The organism is Saccharopolyspora hirsuta, assembly GCF_008630535.1.
GTDB classification, from domain to species: domain Bacteria; phylum Actinomycetota; class Actinomycetes; order Mycobacteriales; family Pseudonocardiaceae; genus Saccharopolyspora; species Saccharopolyspora hirsuta.
The window spans coordinates 214,090-232,130 of sequence record NZ_VWPH01000009.1 but is presented as its reverse complement, the minus strand read 5'-3'; the positions used below and the strand labels follow the sequence as shown (position 1 = coordinate 232,130).

At 71.1% G+C, this 18,041-nt stretch carries 15 protein-coding genes; 8 read left to right on the top strand and 7 right to left on the bottom strand.

The window, feature by feature from the left end; translation table 11 throughout:
• Positions 1-8: 8 nt before the first annotated feature.
• Positions 9-1,430, bottom strand: coding sequence for a pyruvate kinase (pyk, locus tag F1721_RS21000; protein ID WP_150068574.1), 1,422 nt, complete (start codon positions 1,428-1,430; stop codon positions 9-11).
• Positions 1,431-1,561: 131 nt separating this feature from the next.
• Here pyk and F1721_RS20995 point away from each other — a divergent pair, with 131 nt between their 5' ends.
• Positions 1,562-1,867 carry a VanZ family protein gene (locus F1721_RS20995; RefSeq protein WP_246155213.1) on the top strand — a complete coding sequence of 102 codons (306 nt, stop codon included), beginning with the start codon at positions 1,562-1,564 and terminating at the stop codon, positions 1,865-1,867.
• Here F1721_RS20995 and F1721_RS20990 read toward each other — a convergent pair.
• The 3 genes from F1721_RS20990 to F1721_RS20980 form a co-directional block, all read right to left on the bottom strand.
• Positions 1,845-2,510: a DUF2461 domain-containing protein gene (locus F1721_RS20990; protein ID WP_150068433.1), complete on the bottom strand. Its 666-nt coding sequence runs from the start codon at positions 2,508-2,510 to the stop codon at positions 1,845-1,847. The genes F1721_RS20995 and F1721_RS20990 overlap by 23 nt on opposite strands.
• Positions 2,511-2,824: 314 nt before the next feature.
• Complete coding sequence (locus tag F1721_RS20985) at positions 2,825-3,040, bottom strand: hypothetical protein (protein ID WP_150068432.1); 216 nt, start codon at positions 3,038-3,040, stop codon at positions 2,825-2,827.
• Between the two features lie 51 nt (positions 3,041-3,091).
• Positions 3,092-3,868, bottom strand: coding sequence for an amidohydrolase family protein (locus F1721_RS20980; protein ID WP_150068431.1), 777 nt, complete (start codon positions 3,866-3,868; stop codon positions 3,092-3,094).
• A 67-nt stretch (positions 3,869-3,935) separates the two neighbouring features.
• On the opposite strand from F1721_RS20980, the gene F1721_RS20975 reads away from it, so the two are divergent.
• From F1721_RS20975 to F1721_RS20960, 4 genes are all read left to right on the top strand, one after another.
• On the top strand, positions 3,936-4,688 hold the full coding sequence (locus F1721_RS20975; protein ID WP_150068430.1) for a GntR family transcriptional regulator: 753 nt from the start codon (positions 3,936-3,938) through the stop codon (positions 4,686-4,688).
• A gap of 42 nt (positions 4,689-4,730) precedes the next feature.
• A complete protein-coding gene (locus F1721_RS20970) occupies positions 4,731-5,993 on the top strand; it encodes an SLC13 family permease (protein ID WP_150068429.1) in 1,263 nt (420 codons plus the stop codon).
• A 265-nt stretch (positions 5,994-6,258) separates the two neighbouring features.
• Positions 6,259-8,619, top strand: coding sequence for an ATP-binding protein (locus tag F1721_RS20965; protein WP_150068428.1), 2,361 nt, complete (start codon positions 6,259-6,261; stop codon positions 8,617-8,619).
• 362 nt (positions 8,620-8,981) lie between these two features.
• Positions 8,982-9,698, top strand: coding sequence for a transglycosylase SLT domain-containing protein (locus F1721_RS20960; RefSeq protein ID WP_246155212.1), 717 nt, complete (start codon positions 8,982-8,984; stop codon positions 9,696-9,698).
• A 165-nt stretch (positions 9,699-9,863) separates the two neighbouring features.
• On the opposite strand, the gene F1721_RS20955 is transcribed toward F1721_RS20960, so the two are convergent.
• On the bottom strand, positions 9,864-10,568 hold the full coding sequence (locus tag F1721_RS20955; protein WP_150068427.1) for a FadR/GntR family transcriptional regulator: 705 nt from the start codon (positions 10,566-10,568) through the stop codon (positions 9,864-9,866).
• Between the two features lie 153 nt (positions 10,569-10,721).
• Here F1721_RS20955 and F1721_RS20950 point away from each other — a divergent pair, with 153 nt between their 5' ends.
• Positions 10,722-12,131, top strand: coding sequence for a GntT/GntP/DsdX family permease (locus F1721_RS20950; protein WP_150068426.1), 1,410 nt, complete (start codon positions 10,722-10,724; stop codon positions 12,129-12,131).
• Positions 12,132-12,259: 128 nt separating this feature from the next.
• A complete protein-coding gene (locus F1721_RS20945; protein WP_150068425.1) occupies positions 12,260-14,542 on the top strand; it encodes a HelD family protein in 2,283 nt (760 codons plus the stop codon).
• A 62-nt stretch (positions 14,543-14,604) separates the two neighbouring features.
• On the opposite strand, the gene F1721_RS20940 is transcribed toward F1721_RS20945, so the two are convergent.
• The gene (locus F1721_RS20940) at positions 14,605-15,072 is read right to left on the bottom strand and encodes a hypothetical protein (RefSeq protein ID WP_150068424.1); all 468 of its coding nucleotides are present in this window, start codon (positions 15,070-15,072) and stop codon (positions 14,605-14,607) included.
• Between the two features lie 197 nt (positions 15,073-15,269).
• Positions 15,270-15,872 carry a TetR/AcrR family transcriptional regulator gene (locus tag F1721_RS20935; protein WP_246155211.1) on the bottom strand — a complete coding sequence of 201 codons (603 nt, stop codon included), beginning with the start codon at positions 15,870-15,872 and terminating at the stop codon, positions 15,270-15,272.
• A gap of 155 nt (positions 15,873-16,027) precedes the next feature.
• Between F1721_RS20935 and F1721_RS20930 the strand changes: the two genes are divergently transcribed.
• Positions 16,028-17,959 carry an alkyl/aryl-sulfatase gene (locus F1721_RS20930; protein ID WP_246155210.1) on the top strand — a complete coding sequence of 644 codons (1,932 nt, stop codon included), beginning with the start codon at positions 16,028-16,030 and terminating at the stop codon, positions 17,957-17,959.
• Positions 17,960-18,041: the final 82 nt, after the last annotated feature.

The window sequence follows — 18,041 nt, the reverse complement described above, 5'->3', positions numbered from 1 at the left end:
AGAACGGATCAGACGTGGTCTTCCTCGCCCAACCGGTGCACGCGGATGAGGTTGGTGGAACCGACCGTGCCGGGCGGTGACCCCGCCACCACGACGACCATGTCGCCGCGCTGCGAGCGGCCCAGGGACAGCATCGCCTGGTCCACCTGCCGCACCATCTGGTCCGTGGTGTCGACTTTAGGCACCAAGAACGTCTCGGTCCCCCAAGTGAGAGCCAGCTGACTCCGCACCGACTCCTCGGGGGTGAACGCCAGCAGCGGCAGCCTGGTGTGCAACCGGGCCAACCGGCGCACGGTGTCGCCGGACTGCGTGAAGGCCACCAGGGCCTTGGCGTTGAGGCGTTCGCCGATGTCACGCGCCGCGTAGGAGATCACGCCGCGCTTGGTGCGCGGGACGTGGCTCAGCGGCGGCGGCGCCGTCGATCCGGCCTCGACCGCTTCGACGATGCGCGCCATCGTCTGCACGGTCTCCACCGGGTAGCGGCCGACGCTGGTCTCCCCGGAGAGCATCACCGCGTCGGTGCCGTCGAGCACCGCGTTGGCGACGTCGGAGGTCTCCGCGCGCGTCGGGCGCGAGTTGTTGATCATGGAGTCGAGCATCTGGGTGGCGACGATGACCGGCTTGGCGTTCTCGCGCGCGATCCGGATCGCCTTCTTCTGCACCAGCGGCACGTGCTCCAACGGGAGTTCGACGCCGAGGTCGCCGCGGGCGACCATGACGCCGTCGAAGGCCAGCACGATGGCCTCCAGGTTGTCCACCGCTTCCGGCTTCTCCAGCTTGGCGATCACCGGGACGCGGCGGCCGACCCGGTCCATGACCTGGTGCACCAGGTCGATGTCGGCCGGGCTGCGGACGAAGGACAGCGCGATGAAGTCCACGCCGAGCTCGAGCGCGAACTCCAGGTCCTCGACGTCCTTCTCGGACAGTGCGGGCACCGAAACATCCATGCCCGGCAACGAGATTCCCTTGTGGTCCGAAACCGGACCGCCTTCGGTCACCTCGCACACGACGTCGTTGTCCTCGACGCCGGTGACGGTCAGCCCCACCTTGCCGTCGTCGACCAGGAGTCGGTCGCCGACCTTGGCGTCGTTGGCGAGGCCCTTGTAGGTGGTGGACACCCGGTCGTGGGTGCCCTGGACGTCGTCGACCGTGATGCGCACGATGTCGCCGGTCCGCCACTCGACCGGCCCGGCGGCGAACTTGCCGAGTCGGATCTTCGGTCCCTGCAGGTCGCCGAGGATGCCCACGGCGCGACCGGATTCCTTGGCCGCGGCCCGGACCATGTCGTAGACCTGCTGGTGATCGGCGTGGCTGCCGTGGCTGAAGTTCAGCCGGGCGACGTCCATTCCGCTGCTGACGAGCTCTGCCATCTTCTCCGGTGTGGCAGTGGCAGGGCCCATGGTACAAACGATCTTGGCTCGTCGACTCACATCATGCCAGCGTAGTCTGTTGACCGACGTGCGCAGCACGCGCCATGCCTCCGACAGGCCCAGCGGGGAGATCGTTGCTGGATCATTACAGAACGCAGCTCACCCGGATACCGTTCGGGGTCGCGGTGGCGGTGAGCCTGCTCGTGCTGTTCATGCCCGCCTCCGGGGTGCCGAGCGCGCCGCCCGGCACCGACAAGGTGGTGCACTTCGCCCTGTTCGCGGCCCTGGCCGCCACCGGCCGGATCGCCGGGTTCCCGACGGCGAAGCTGCTGCCCGCGCTGGTCGGCTACGCGGCGGCTTCGGAGGTGCTGCAGGGCCTGCTGCCGATCGGTCGCAGCTGCGAGCTGGCCGACGGGCTGGTGGACGTCGCGGGCGTGGCGGTCGGCTGGGCGGCTGCGGCGCTGGCGCGGAAGGTCAGCGGCGCTTCTTCTCGGTGACGCCGATGTGGTCGGCGCACCACTGGTTGAGCTCCCGGACCTGCGCCCAGGCCCGCCGGACCCGGTCCAGGCACCCGCGCTCGTGGAGCGCGTCGTCGGGTTCCCAGAGCTGGAACGCGTAGAGCGTCCGGTGCCGCAGCAGGTCCAGTCGCGGGTGGTCGGCGGCGAACCCGCGCGGACGGCTCTTGAGCTGCTCCCCGGTGATCTCCCAGCCGGACGCCGCCAGGGAGTCCAGCAGCCGCCGCAGCTGCTCGCCGTGGATCTCGGTGTCCACGGCGGTGCGGAACCGGGCCAGCTGGTCGGACTCGGTGTGGTAGCACCCGCCGGCGACCATCATCCCGGCCGCGCTGACCTCGACGTAGTACGCGCCGCCGCCGCGGCCCTGCTCGATCACGGCCCCGCAGTGCGTCTTGTACGGCGACTTGTCCCGGCTGAACCGCACGTCCCGGTGCGGCCGGAAGACCTTCCCGACCCCGAAACCGGGCCCGAACTCGGGCTCCAGCTCGGCGAGCAGCGCCTCCATCGGCCCCCGCACGTGCTCCCGGTAGAGCGCCAGGTTGTCCTGCCAGAACGCCTTCGAGTTGTCCGCCGCCAACCCGTCGAAGAACTCGACAGCCCCATCCCCGAAACCCTCGAACCGCACGCCCCGACCCTATCCGCAGCCTGGTCAGCGACGACATCCAGCGCCATCACCCTCGGTGTGACCGCAATGACGCAACGTCCGCGGCATCTGCGGCGATCTAGCCAGGGCTCGCCCAGAACCAACATTCCAGTGCGGACGGCACGGTCGGGACGACCGGCGGGCCGGTTCGGCTGGAGTTCGGCCAGACGCACAAGTGGTCGGCCAGGTCTGAGGAAGATCTCCACGCGATGGGGCGCCCGGTTCCGATCCGAAATCACCGGCGAACAGCAGCACGACCTAAGCCGTCAGCACCGCCGCTTTGAGACGCGGCGCGATCAGCTGGTCCGCCCCGGCAGGCCGCTCAGCCAGAGCTCGACCTCGGGTACGCGTTCGAGGGTCCAGCCCGGGGCTCCGTCGACCTCGACGTCGGGTTCCGGGAACGGGTGCTCGGAGTTCGGCGGGTACTGGCTGAGCCACTTCGACACGTCGCGGCGGGTCACGCCGAGTTGCCGCGCGAGACCCGATGCGCCCAGGTAGTGCTGGGCCGTCATGACAGCTCCATGCGCCTCTCGCCCCCTAGGGCCTCCGGACATTGTCCCGCGTCAACACCAGTCCAGCAGCCGCGCCGGGTTGTCCTGGAGCACCTGCTGGAACCCGGCTCCGAGCAGGGCCCGGCCCCAGGACAGGAGTTCGTCGAAGCTGCGGCCCCGCTCGTGCCGGGTCCACGGCCAGTCGCTGCCCCACAGCAGGCGCTCCGCGCCGACGGCTGCCACCAGCTCCGCCGCGACGGCGCTCGCCAGGCCGTTCGGGCTCCGGTACGGCCCGGAGATCTTGACCCACACGTTGGCGCGCCCGGCCAGCTCGCGGACCACCTCCCGCCCCGGGTCGGCAGGCCCCTGGGGCAGGCCGACGTGGTCGATCACCACCTGGCCCGGCCAGTCCCGCAACGTCGGAGCCAGCTGCGCCCACTGCGGCCCGCAGGCCTGGATCTCCAGGTGCACGCCGAGCTTCGCCATGCGCTCGGCGAACGGCTCCCACGCGGCCATCGCGGGCACGTCCGCGCCGATCAGGTTCAGCCGGATCCCGCGCACCCCGGCCCGGTGCAGCCGGTCGAGCTCGTCGACGCCGAGCACCGCCGGATCGAGCACCACCACCGCCCGCAGCCGGTCGGGCTGCTGCGCCACGCACTCCAGCAAGTAGGAGTTGTCGGTGCCCAGGAAGCTCGGCTGCACCAGGACACCTCGGGCGATGTCGTGGTCGTCCAGCCGCGCCAGGTAGTCGGCCAGCGGCGCGTCGTACTCCGGTGCGTACCGGCGCTGCGCGGCCAGCGGCAGGCCGCGGTGGAAGACGTGGGCGTGGGTGTCCGTGGAGGCGAGCACGACACCACTTTAACTCCAAACCTCTAGAGGACTAGACGACAACAGGACTGCGCGTCATGATGGCGGCATGACAGCGTCGTCCGGCAACGCCCGCGAAGCACTGGCCGCCCTCGATCCGCGGCTGCCGCTGCACGCGCGGCTGCGCGAAGCGCTCACCACCCGCCTGCGCGGCGGGGAGTGGACGCCGAGCGAGCCGCTGCCCGCCGAGTCCGAGCTCGCGCAGGACTACGGGGTTTCGCTCGGCACGATGCGGCGGGTGCTGACCGAGCTGGTCGACGAAGGCCTGCTGGAACGCCGCCAGGGCAGCGGCACCTACCTGCGCCGGATGCAGGCGCAGAACTCGCTGTTCCGGTTCTTCCGCCACCACCGGCAGGGCGACGCCGTGCCGACCGGCCGGATCCTCACCCGCGAGACCCGCCCCGCACCCGCCGAGGTCGCCCGCGCGCTGGGCAAGCGCACCGGCACCAAGGCGCTGCGGCTGCACCGGCTCCGCAGCTACGACGACGAACCGTTCCTGGTCGAGGACATCTGGCTGCCGCTGCCCGCGTTCGCCCCGGTCCGGGACGTCGAGCTGACCGAGATCGGCGACCTGCTCTACCCGGTCTACGAGCAGCTGTGCGGGCTGGTGATCGGGTCGGCCGACGAGGAGCTGTGGGTCGAGCTGGCCGACGCCGAGGTCGCCGAGCTGCTCGGCTGCGCGCCCGGCGAACCGGTGGTGGTCGTCGAGCGGGTCGCCCGCACCCACGCCGGTGATCCGGTCGAGGTGCGCCGGTCCCGCGGCCTGGCCAGCACGTTCCGGTACCGCGTCGAGATCCGCTGACGATCCCGCCGCAACGCACGAACCAGGGGAAGGTACTTCGCTATGCCCGCAGAACTGCTCTCGGTGCTGGTGCTGGTGGCGGTGTTCGCGCTGGCCATGTGGCGCCCGGTGAACATGGGCGCGGTGGCGCTCGTGGCGGCGTTCGTGCTGGGCACCGCCTACTTCGGGCTGGACACCGGCGACATCGCCAAGGGCTTCCCCGGTTCGCTGCTGGTCACCCTGGTCGGCGTCACCTGGCTGTTCGCCATCGCCAAGCACAACGGCACGGTGGACCGGATCGTCGCGCGCTCGGTGCAGGCGGTGGGCGGCCGGGTGGTGCTCATCCCCTGGGTGCTGTTCCTGCTGGCCGCGGTGATCACCGGGTCGGGTGCGGTGAGCGCGGCGACGAACGCGATCCTGGCCCCGGTCGGGCTGGCCTTCGCGCAGCGCTACCGGATCCACCCGATGCTGGTGGGCCTGTCCATCCTCAACGGCACCAACGCGGGCGGCTTCTCCCCGATCAGCGTCTACTTCAGCATCGTCGACGGCGTGCTGGCGCGCAGCGGCGTGCACGTCGACGCCGGAGCGGTGTTCCTCGCGACGTTCCTGTTCAACCTGGTGCTGAACCTGGCCGCGTTCACCATCTTCGGCGGCTGGAAGCTGTTCGGGCGCGGCCGGGTGCAGCTCGACGAACCGGCGGAGGCGCCCGGTGCGGCGCGGCCGCGGTGGGCCGGGGCGCAGATCCTCACCGTGGTGCTGCTGGTGCTGCTGGTGGTCGGCGCGCTCGGGTTCGACCTCGACGTGGGCTTCAGCGCGCTCGCCGCGGCGGTGATCCTGACCGTGGTGTTCCCGGAGCAGAGCAAGAACGCGGCTTCGGAGATCGGCTGGAGCGTGGTGCTGCTGATCGGCGGCATCGTGACCTACGTGACGATGCTGCAGAACGTCGGCGTGGTGGACAGCCTCGGCGGTTCGATCGCGGGCATCAGCCAGCCGCTGCTGGCGGCGCTGCTGATCCTGCTGGTGGGCGGCCTGGTCTCGGCGTTCGCCTCCACCAACGCGATGTTCGGCGCGCTGGTGCCGCTGGCGGTGCCGTTCATGGCCTCCGGCGACATCGGGGTCTTCGGCTTCGTCGCGGCGCTGTGCGTGGCGGCCTCCGCGGTGGACTCCAGCCCGTTCTCGACCGGCGGCGCGCTGGTGGTGGCCAACACCGAGGAGGCCGAGCGCACCAAGACCTTCCGCAGCCTGATGGCCTGGGGCATGTCGATGATCGGCGTGGCCCCGCTGGCGGCCTGGCTGGTCTTCCTGGTCGGCCCGAGCCTCGGCTGAGTACCGCTGGCGCGCCCCGGTCCGCAGGCCTTCGGCGATCTCGACGACGTGCCCTGGCAGGACGTCCAAGTCGTGCTGACCTCGGTGATGCCCGGCCCGCCGCCGACGACCAGTGGCGGCGGAACCTCCGGATCGTGCTCGCCGGGCTGCGGGCCCGTTAGCTCGTCCGGGGCATCCTGTTCCGTTCGCCACCCTTCTGGGTGACGAGGCGTGCGCGGGAGCAAGATCGCAGGTCAGCGGGCATTTCGACGGTTAAGCTCGGGGCGTGGTCTCTACTGCGCGAGCCCGTGTGCGGGAGCCAGCGGGCAACCTCCCGGCCGACGTCACGAGCTTCGTCGGCCGGCGCCGTGAGATCACCCTCACCAAGCGGCTGCTCGCCGAATCCCGGGTCGTCACCCTCACCGGACCCGGCGGCGTCGGCAAGACCCGGCTGGCCATGCGAGTCGCCGGGAACATGCGCCGCTCGTTCCGGGACAAGGCGTGGTGCGTCGGGCTGGAGGACGTGCGGGACGGCTCGCTGGTGGTCGACGCGGTCATCGAGCAGCTCGGCATCGGCGGCCCGACCACGGGCGAGGACCTGGACACCGTCATCGAGCAGCTCAAGAACCGCGAGATGCTGCTCGTGCTGGACAACTGCGAGCACGTGATCGAGGACGTCGCGCTGCTGGTGGACGCGGTGGTGCGGTGGTGCCCGGGCGTGCGGGTGCTGGCCACCAGCCGCCAGTCCCTCGGCGTCGCGGGCGAGGCCACCATGGTCGTCCCGCCGCTGCAGGTGCCCGACGTCGAGCACCTGCCGCCGCCGGAGGCCTACGAGCAGTTCGCCTCGGTCCGCCTGTTCATCGACCGGGCCCGGGCCGCCGTGCCCGAGTTCGAGGTGACCACCGACAACGCCACCGCGCTGATGCGGCTGTGCTACCACCTCGACGGCAACCCGCTGGCGATCGAGCTGGCCGCGGTGCGGTTGCGCTCGCTGTCCCTGCAGCAGCTGGAGGAGCGCCTCGCCGAGCGGTACGACCTGCTCACCGAGGGCCGCCGCGGCGCCCCGGCGCGGCAGCAGACGCTGCGCGCGCTGATCGACTGGAGCTACGAGCTGGCCTCCGACCAGGACCGGTTGGCGTGGGCGCGGATGTCGGTGTTCTCCGGCACCTTCGACCTGGCCGCCGCCGAGCACGTGGCGGGCAACGGCCTGTCCGACTCCGACGTGCTGAGCGCGGTCCACTCGCTGGTGGACAAGTCCGTGCTGCTGCGCGAGGAGGACGGCGGCGAGGCCCGCTTCCGGCTGCCGCACGCGCTGCGCGAGTACGGGCAGGACAAGCTCGAGGAGGAGTTCGGCGAGCTGGCGGCCGTCCGGCAGCGGCACCTGGCGTGGTTCAGCGACCTCGCCGGGCGCTTCGCCGCCGACTGGATCGGCCCCGACCAGATCGCCTGGGTGCAGCGGCTGCGCAACGAGCAGAGCAACCTGCGGACCGCGCTGCAGACCGCCGCGTCGAACCCGGACACCGCGGGCGCGGCGCTGGGCATGGCCACCGACCTGTGGCAGTACTGGGTCATCCGCGGGCTCAACGCCGAGGCGCGCCACTGGCTGGACCAGGTGCTGGCCAGCACCCCGCGCGAGGTGCCCGAACGGGTGCGCGCGCTGCGGGTCAGCGCCTGGTTCGCGCTGCTGCACGGCGATCTGGACACCGTGCAGTCGACGCTGGAGCAGGCGACGGTGCTGGCCACGCAGCGCGGCGAGGACGCCGAGAAGCCGTACCTGGCGCTGGTGCGCGGGCTCGCGGCGTTCGCGGGCAACGACGCGTCCCGGGCGGCCTCGCTGGTCGAGGACGCGCTGGGGCAGTTCCGCAAGCGCGAGTCGCTGCCCGGTGAGCTGTTCGCGCTGTTCGGGCTCGGCATGGTCAAGGGGCTCAACGGCGAGCACGAGGCCGGTCTGGAGCTGCTGGCCGAGTGCATCCGGCTGTCCACCGAGCACGGCGAGCTGTACTGGCGCTCTTACGCGCTGTGGGCGTCGGCGCAGGTCGAGGCGCTGCGCGGGGACCTGGAGCGGGCCGAGGCCGCGGCGAAGAAGGCGCTCCGGCTGCAGCGGCAGCTGGACAACCGGCTGGGCATCGCGTTCAGCATCGACACCCTCGCCTGGATCGCCCAGCGGCAGGGCAAGCACGACCGCGCCGCCCGGCTGTTCGGCGCGGCCTCGTCGGTCTGGGACGTCGTGTCCGCCGCGCCCGGCTTCTGGGCCCGGTTCGCCACCGACCACGACGAGCACCAGGCGCAGACCCGCACGGCGCTGGGCGAGGAGGCCTTCCAGGAGGCCTTCGACCGGGGCCGTCGGCTGTCCGTGCCGCACATCATCGACTTCGCGCTGGAGGCCAAGCGGCACGCGCGGGCGCGCACCGAGGAGAACGTGCACCCGATGCCGCTGACCCGGCGCGAGCGGCAGATCGCGGACCTGGTCGCGCAGGGCAGCACGAACAAGGAGATCGCGGAGAACCTGGTCATCGCCCAGCGCACGGTGGAGGGCCACGTGCAGAACATCCTGACCAAGCTGGACTTCTCCTCGCGCGCGCAGATCGCCGGGTGGGTGGCCGCCCAGCGCACCGCGAGCGAAGCGGGCGACACCGCGCCGCGCTGATCTCGCGCGAGATCGCCGCCTCGTGCGGGATGCCGAGTTCGCGCGAAAACGCACCCTTCGGACACCCGGGTACCCGCGTGCTCGCTTGATCGGCCGGGCACTAGGGTCGTGGCGGGCGGCACACCCCTCGCAGATCGCTCGCGGCGCTCGACGATGGAATCTCACTTTGAGTAGTCGAAACCCCGCGTTAAGTCCCTCGTTCGGTCGAATCTAGGTACCTGCGTACGTGCAAACCTCGGTGCGCGTGCACTCTCCGTACTGGATTCTGGTGCCTCGTGACCCCCGAACCGATTTCCCCCGACAACCGAACCCCCGACGACCGAGATCCCCGGCCGACCGGTTGGCACCGTTGGGAGAGGGCGGTGCCGAACACGGCGAGCTGGCTGCGCGCGGCGTTCCTCGGCGACAAATCCGACCGCCAGCACCGCGTCCCCCCGAAGACGCGGGCGCTGCAGCTCGGTACCGCCGCAGCGGCCTTCGGCGTGCTGGGCGTGCTCGCCGGCGTCGGCGGCCCCCAGCCCCAGCAGCCCGCGGTGCAGACCGCGGCCGTGGTCACCCCCATCGACCAGGCCGTCCCGCTCCGCCCGGAACCGGCCGCCGCCCCCCGACCGGCGGCCGAACCGGCCCCGGCCGCGCAGCCCGCCCCCGAGGCCGCGCCCGCGCCGGAAGCCGCTCCCGCCCCCGAGCAGCCGCCGGTCGAGCCGGTCGAGCAGAAGCCGGTCGACCAGATCGGCGCCTGGATCGACGAGGCGATCCGCGTCATGGAGCAGAACGGGATCTCGCGCGACCAGGTCGACGCCGAGGCGATCCGGACGATCATCATGCACGAGTCCAACGGCGACCCGAGCGCCACGAACAACTGGGACTCCAACGCCGCGGCCGGTACCCCGTCGATCGGTCTGATGCAGACCATCGAGCCGACCTTCCAGTCCTTCGCGCTGCCCGGCCACGAGGACATCTACAACCCGGTGGACAACATCATCGCGGCGACCCGCTACGCGATCTCGCGGTACGGCTCGGTCGCCGACGTCCCCGGCGTCTCCGGCGTCCGCTCCGGCGGCAGCTACATGGGCTACTGACCCCGGGCCAACGCGATTTCAATGGAAATCAGATGTCCGATTTCCATTGAAATCGCGGCATGCCGGACGACGGACCCCGGAGCCCCCGACCGGCCGCAGCACCCCCGGAGCCGTCCCCCGTCCGGCTCGCTCGGCCGCCCGCCCCGGAGCCAGAACCGGTGCGGTCTACCCGCGGGCGGTCTCCGACAGCCCGGACAGGGTTCCCTCCAGCGCCTCGGCGACCAGCTCGCGCATGGCCCCCTCGGCCCGCGCCCGGTCACCGCTGCGGATGCACTCGGCGATCTCGCAGTGCAGGCGCACGGCGACCGGGCGCGGGTGCTCCGGCATCAGGCCGTGCCCGGTCCGCCAGCGCAGCAGTTCCTCGACGACCTCGTGCAGCTGGGCGAACATCTCGTTGCCCGACGCCCGCAGCACCAGGCGGTGGAACTCGACGTCGGCGGCCATGAAGGTGTCCAGGTCACCGGCGCGCGCGGTGGCCACCATCCGCTCGGAGAGCGCGACCAGCCGGGCCGCGTCCTCGTCGGCGGCACGCTGGGCGGCCGCCGCCGCGGCCATCGGTTCGACCGCGGTGCGCAGCTCCGCCAGGGTCTTCAGCTGCGCGGTCCGGTCGGCCGCCAGCAGCCAGCGGATGAGCTGCGGGTCGAAGGCGTTCCAGTCCTCGCGGGGGCGGACCACGATGCCGACCCGCTGGCGGCCGACGACCAGCCGGATCGAGGCCAGGCTGCGCACGACCTCGCGGGCCACGCTGCGGGAGATGCCGAACCGCTGCTCCATCTCGTCGGTGCGCAGGACGCTTCCGGGCGGGTGCGCGCCGGCGGCGATCTCGCGCCCCAGCACGTCCAGGACCCTGCCGTGCAGCCCGCCGCCCATTTCGCCCCTTTCGCCGTTGAACGTCCCCAAACATAGGCCGCCGAGCACGCGTGACGGGAACAACAGACATACTTAATCGGTCCACATGGCGATAAAGTCATACTTATTGCTTAGGCTGTGCCGCGCACCAGCTGCTCAACGAGGAGCCCTCCCATGCCATCCAGCCTTTCCGGCAGCCTCGCCGCCGTCCTCGCCCAGGCCCCGCAGGCCGGCGCGTGGACCGCGAACGACACCCGCCTGCTCACCGCGGCCCTGGCCGGCATCGCCGTCATCGTCGTGCTGATCAGCTGGGCGAAGCTGCACCCCTTCCTGTCGCTGGCCCTCGGCGCGACCACGCTCGGCGTGGTGGCCGGGATGCCGTTCGGCGACCTGGTCTCGACCTTCACCGAAGGACTCGGCAAGACCGTCGGCGACGTCGGCCTCCTGGTCGCGCTGGGCGCGATGCTCGGCAAGCTGCTCACCGACACCGGCGGCGCCGAGCAGATCGTGGAGACGGTCCTGCGCCGCACCACCAACCGGACCCTGCCGTGGGCGATGGTGTTCATCGCCGCGCTGCTCGGCCTGCCGATGTTCTTCGAGGTCGGCGTCGTGCTGCTGGTCCCGGTGGTGGTCATGGTGGCCAGCCGCGCCGAGCAGCCGATGCTGCGCATCGGCATCCCCGCGCTGGCCGGGCTGTCGATCCTGCACGGCCTCGTGCCGCCGCACCCCGGCCCGCTCGCCGCAGTGGACGCGCTGAACGTCGACCTCGGCATCACCCTCGCGCTGGGCGTGGTGGTCTCGATCCCGACCGCGATCATCGCCGGGCCGGTGTTCGGTTCCTTCATCGCCAAGCGCGTGCAGCTGCCCCCGGCCACCCACCTGCTCGGCAAGTCCTCGACCGAGACCGCCCCGGAGAAGCGGCCCAGCTTCTTCGCCGCGGTCGCGATGCTGCTGCTGCCGGTCGTGCTGATGCTGGGCAAGTCCGTGGCCGACCTGCTGCTGGCCGAGGACACCTTCGGCTACCGGGTGCTGGACACCATCGGCAAGCCGGTCGTGGCCATGATGCTGACCGTGCTGATCGCCATCGTGGTGCTCGGCACCGGCGCCCGGTTCAGCCGCAACCGGCTGTCCGAGGTGGTCGGCGGTTCGCTGCCCGCGATCGCCGGGATCATCCTGATCGTCGGCGCGGGCGGCGGTTTCAAGCAGACCCTGGTCGACTCCGGGGTGAACACCATGATCACCGACCTGGCCAGCGGGGCGCACCTCTCGCCGCTGGTGCTGGGCTGGCTGATCGCGGTCGGCATCCGGGTCGCCACCGGTTCGGCGACGGTGGCCACCATCTCGGCGGCCGGGATGGTCGCGCCGATGGTGATGGGGCTGCCGCCCGCGCAGGGCGCGCTGGTCGCGCTGGCCATCGGTTCCGGCTCGCTGTTCCTCTCGCACGTCAACGACGCGGGGTTCTGGCTGGTCAAGGAGTACTTCGGGATGACCGTCGGGCAGACCCTGAAGACCTGGTCGGCGATGGAGACGCTGCTCTCGGTGGTCTCGTTCGGCGTGATCCTGGGGTTGTCCGCGGTGCTGTGAGCTCGTGAGTGCGAAAGCCGGTTGGAGCCGGTTTTCGCACTCACGACCCCCGCTGCCTCGCGCGGTATATTGGCGGGTCGGGCCCCGGAGCCGGGCTTCTCCCATCCCCCAGGTACGAGGTGGCGCAATTGTCCAACGCCCGATCCGATCGGGACGCCGTCCGCGCGCAGGAGATCGCAGCCGAGCAGCAGTACCTCACCGTGCTGTACGACAAGCTCGACGCCCTGCGGCAGGAGACCACGCAGCGGTTGAAGGACACGCTCCGCGACAGCGGCGGTCCGCCGCAGGCGCGCACCGAGCGCGACATCTCCACCAGGATGTACACCGACAAGCTCACCCAGCTCAGCGCGGTGGAGCACGGGATGTGCTTCGGGCGGCTGGACATGGACAGCGGTGAGACCTTCCACGTCGGTCGGCTCGGCCTGTTCGACGAGGACAACGAGTACGAGCCGCTGCTGCTGGACTGGCGCGCCCCGGCGGCCCGGCCGTTCTACCTGGCCACCGCTGCCGCGCGCGACGGGGTGCGCCGCCGACGGCACCTGCGCACCAGCTGGCGCAAGGTCCTCGACTACGAGGACGAGGTGCTCGACCTCGACGCCGCCGAGCAGGGCAGCGACCTCGGGCTGGCCGGGGAGGCGACGCTGCTGGCGCGGCTGGACGCCCGCCGCACCGGCCAGATGCAGGACATCGTCGCCACCATCCAGGGCGAGCAGGACCGGATCATCCGCGCCGGGATGAACGGCGTGCTGGTAGTGCAGGGCGGGCCGGGCACCGGCAAGACCGCGGTGGCGCTGCACCGCGCGGCCTACCTGCTCTACACGTTCCGCGAGCAGCTGTCCAAGCGCGGTGTGCTGGTCGTCGGCCCGAACGAGACGTTCCTGCGCTACATCGGGCAGGTGCTGCCCTCCCTCGGCGAGACCGGCGTGCTGCTGTCCACTGTGGGCGGTCTGTACCCGGGGATCACCGCGACCGCGGGGGAATCCGCGCGGGCGGCGGAGATCAAGGGCCGCGAGAGCATGGTGGACGTGCTCACCGCGGCGGTCCGCGACCGCGAGCAGGTGCCCGCGGACCACGTCGAGGTGATCTTCGACCGCGAGCCGCTGCGCATCGACCGCAAGACCGCGACGCAGGCCCGCACCCGCGCCCGCCGCTCCCGCAAGCCGCACAACCTGGCGCGCCGGATCTTCCGCAACGAGATGTTCTCCGCGCTGACCCTGCAGGTCGCCGACCGGCTCGGCCGCGACCTGCTCGACCGGCGCGACCTGGACGAGATCAACGTGGAGCTGCGCGCCGACCCGGAGGTGGACCGGGCGCTCGACGAGCTCTGGCCGGAGATCACCCCGCAGCAGCTGCTCGACGAGCTGCTCAGCTCCCCGGACCGCCTGGCCTCGGCGACCCGCAAGCACCTCGACGACGACGAGCGCGCGGAGCTGCAGCGAGCCGCGGGTGCGCCGTGGACCCCGGCGGACGTGCCGCTGCTGGACGAGCTCGCCGAGCTGCTCGGCGAGGACGACGCGCAGGCCCGCGCGGAGCGCGAGCGCCAGGAGCGCGAAGAACTCGCCTACGCGCAAGGCGTTCTGCACATCATGGAGCAGGACGAGGAGATCGCCGACGAGGAGCGGCTGCGGGTCTCCGACGTGCTCGACGCGGAGCTGCTCGCGGAGCGGTTCCGCGCCCGCAGCGACCTGACCGCCGCCGAGCGCGCCGCCGAGGACCGCACCTGGACCTTCGGGCACGTGATCGTGGACGAGGCCCAGGAGCTGTCGCCGATGGCGTGGCGGGTGCTGATGCGCCGCTGCCCCAGCCGGTCGATGACGCTGGTCGGCGACGTCGCCCAGACCGGCGCGCTGGCCGGGGCGAACTCCTGGCACGAGGTGCTGCACCGGTACGTGCAGGACCGCTGGAAGCTGGTCGAGCTGACCGTCAACTACCGCACCCCGGCCGAGATCATGGCGGTGGCCGCCGAGGTCCTGGCCGAGATGGACACCGACCTGGCGGCGCCGACCTCGGTGCGCACCAGCGGCCACCAGCCCTGGGCCCGCCGCGTTCCGGACCTGGCGACCGGGCTGCCGGACGCGGTCGCCGCGGAGCTGCGGGAGATCGGCGAAGGCCGCCTCGCGGTGCTGATGCCGCCGCAGGTGCTGGCCGAGATCGGCCCGCAGCTGGCGGAATCGCTGCCCGAGGCCACCCTCGGCACCCGCCCCGACGACCTGGACTCCCCGGTGGCCCTGCTGACCGTGGAGCAGGCCAAGGGCCTGGAGTTCGACGCGGTCCTGCTGGTGGAACCGGCGGCGATCGCCGAGGAGTCCGAGCGCGGCCTCAACGACCTCTACGTGGCCCTGACCCGAGCGACACAACGCCTCGGCGTCCTCCACACCGGCGACCTCCCCGAGGTCCTGCGCGGCATCTGACGAACCGTGAGCACTTTCTGGTGTTATATCGCCAGAAAGTGCTCACGACGGCCGACAGCGGATCAGCGGAAGATCGGGGCGGCGTAACGGGACAGGGCAGCGCTGAGCTGTTCCTTGTCCTCTCGGATGTCCTCGACGTCGATCAGCCGGTACCCGACCCAACCGTTGCGCTGGATCACCCAGTCCTGCGGCACACCGGGATTCGCCCCGCCATGCGGCCACACCGTCAGGTAGGTCGCGGTGCCCTTCTCCCCCTTCGGCTTGGGCAGCTCCTCGACCGAGACGTGGGCGATGTACTGCCACCCCAGCGCGACCCGCACCTTCTTGGCCGAGTGCTTCAGCAGGATCCCGCGCTCGTCGATCCGCATCGCGAACGGCCGGAAGCTGTTGACCAGCAACACGATCCCGAACACCACCAGCACCGGGGAGGCGAGGAACAGCACCGGCATCCGGCCGCCCTGGTCGAACCACCCGATCACCAGCGCGGTCCCCACCCCACCGAGCACGATGGCGATGATCGCAGCGATCACCGAAGCGATCAGAACAACCGAACTCTTGCGGAAATCCACAACTCCCCCACGACAATTCCACTTCGGACAAACCTGGCCCAACCCCAGCCGGGCTCCCGCGAGATCCTAAGCCGCCGAGCCCCCGCTCGGGCCGAGTTCACCGAGAAAACCGCACCGCGAAAGGAGATTGGGCGAAGTGCCCCATTCGCCCGAGCGGGTCACCTCGCGGGAGCGGTGAGCAGTCCGGCGAGTGCGTCGGTCAGCCAGAGCAGGCGTTGTTCGTCCAGACCGCCGGTTCGCTCGGCGTGCTGTTCGAGGTCGGCCGTCCCGGTGATGAGGAGCCGTCCGGCGAGTTCGACCCGGTACTGCGCGACCGGGCCGGGCAGCCGCTCGGCCAGCAGCTTCCCGAGCAGGCCGACCACCTCTTCCGCACTGCCGGTCAACCCGTACTCGGGCAGCGCCTCGATGGTGTGACCGGCGTGCTCGTAGAGCCGGGCGACGAATCGCGCGTAGTGGCTGCCCGGCCGCGCCGCCTGTTCCGCGAAGGGGCGGGCGAGCACGTCGCACAGGGACCACAGGTCCTCGTCCTGGCGGCTCGCTCGGGCCTGGTCGAGCAGCTCGGCCCGGCGCTGGTCGATGTGCGCGAGACGGCTGGTGAAGATCGCGCCGATCAGCTTCGCCTTGTCCCCGAAGTGGTAGTGCGCCGCGGCCACGTTGCGCTGCCCCGCCGCCGCGGCGATCTGGCGCAGCGAGACCCCGTCGATGCCGTGCAGGGCGAAGAGCCGCTCCGCGGCGAGCAGCAGTTCCGAGCGCGTGTCCACCCACCCAGTCTGATCAGCCGGAACACGCTCGTCAATGTCGTGTAAAACACTCGCTTTAGTTGTCTAAAACGGTCGCTTTAATTGTTTTCCCGCAGGCACAGTGGGGGTTGCGGAGGGGTCCGAGACGAGCGATCCGGAGGTATTTCGTGAAACCGGTGAACAGGCGGAAGTTCGTGGTCGGCGCCGGGGCGGCCGCCGCAGCGATGACGCTGACCTCGTGCACGACGACGGGACCCGCGGGCACCGTCGGCGCCGGTAGGCGGTTCCCGACCGACACGACCGGGCTCCCCTACGCCGACCGCGCCGACTTCGCCAACGCCGACCGCGGGTTCCTCGGTGCGCTGGAGCCGGGGAAGGTCACGGCCGAGGACGGCACCGTGGTCCACGACGCCGATGCCTACTCCTTCCTGACCGGCGAGGCGCCCGACACCGCCGACCCGAGCCTGTGGCGGCAGGGCCAGCTCGCGTCCCGTCAAGGCCTGTACCAGGTCTCGGACCGCATCTACCAGGTCCGCGGCCTGGACCTGGCGAACACGACCTTCGTCGAAGGCGACACCGGTGTGCTCGTGATCGACACCCTCACCTGCAACGAGACCGCGGCGGCCGCGCTGCAGCTCTACCGCGCGCACCGCGGCGACCGAGCCGTCACCGGGGTCATCTACACCCACTCGCACGTCGACCACTTCGGCGGCACCGAGGGGATCCTGCCGCCCGACGCCCGCAACGTTCCGATCATCGCCCCCGAGGGCTTCATGGAGCACGCGGTCACCGAGAACGTCTACGCGGGCGCCGCCATGAGCCGCCGCGCCGCGTACATGTACGGCGACCACCTCGACGTCGCACCCGACGGGCAGATCGGCTGCGGTCTCGGCCAGGCCGTGGCCACCGGGACGAGCAGCCTCGTACCGCCGACCGAATCGATCACCGGGACCGGTCAGCGCCGGACCGTCGACGGGATCGCGATCGAGTTCCAGCTGACGCCGGGCACCGAGGCACCGGCCGAGATGAACATCTACTTCCCGGAGCTCGAAGCGCTGTGCATGGCGGAGAACGTCGCGCACACCATGCACAACATCATCACGCTGCGCGGTGCGCAGGTGCGCGACGCCCGGCAGTGGTCGCGCTACCTGAGCGAGACCCTCGTGCTGTTCGGCGACCGGGCCGAGGTCCTCTTCGGCAGCCACCACTGGCCGACCTGGGGCACCGAACAGCTCAACCGGGTGCTCGCCGAGCAGCGCGACCTGTACGCGTACCTGCACGACCAGACCCTGCGGCTGATCAACCAGGGCCACACCGGCAGCGAGATCGCCGAACTCCTCGAACTGCCACCGGCCCTGAACAGCGCGTGGGCGGTCCGCGGCTACTACGGATCGCTCAACCACAACGTCAAGGGCATCTACCAGCGCTACATGGGCTGGTTCGACGGAAACCCGGCCCACCTCTGGGAGCACCCGCCGGTCGAGCAGTCCAAGCGCTGGGTGCAGGTGATGGGCGGTGTCGCGGACGGGATCAAGCGCGCCCGCTCCTACGCGGAGAACGGCGACCTGCGCTTCGCGGCCACGCTGCTGAACCACTGCGTCTTCGCCGAGCCGGACGACGAGAAGCCCAAGCAGGAGCTCGCGAAGGTCTACGACCAGCTCGGCCACGGCATGGAGAACGCGGTGTGGCGCAACTTCTACCTGACCGCGGCGAAGGAGCTCCGCGAGGGCAAGAAGCCGACGGCCCTGTCCAGCAGCAGCCCGACCATGCTGGCCGCGCTCACGGTGGACCAGCTCATCGACTCGGTGGCGATCCGCGTGAACGGCCCGAAGGCGTGGGACCGCACCATCACGATGGACTGGGAGCTGACCGACGAGAACAAGATCTGGCACCTGCGCCTGGCCAACGGAGTCCTGACCCACCACAGCGACACCAAGCCAGACCCCGCCGCCCAGCTGACGCTGACGATGACGAAGCGCCAGCTGCCCGCCCTGCTGAAGAACCAGGACCTGACCGGCATCGACCACGACGGCGACCTGACCCGCCTGCGAGCCCTCACCGAAGTCCTCGACGAACCAAACCCCGACTTCAACATCGTGACCCCCTGACGAGCCAACGGCTCGGTCAGAGCTCCACGCCCCACGGTGTTCGCTGTCCGGAGCATCGATCCACACAGGACGGACCGCACGC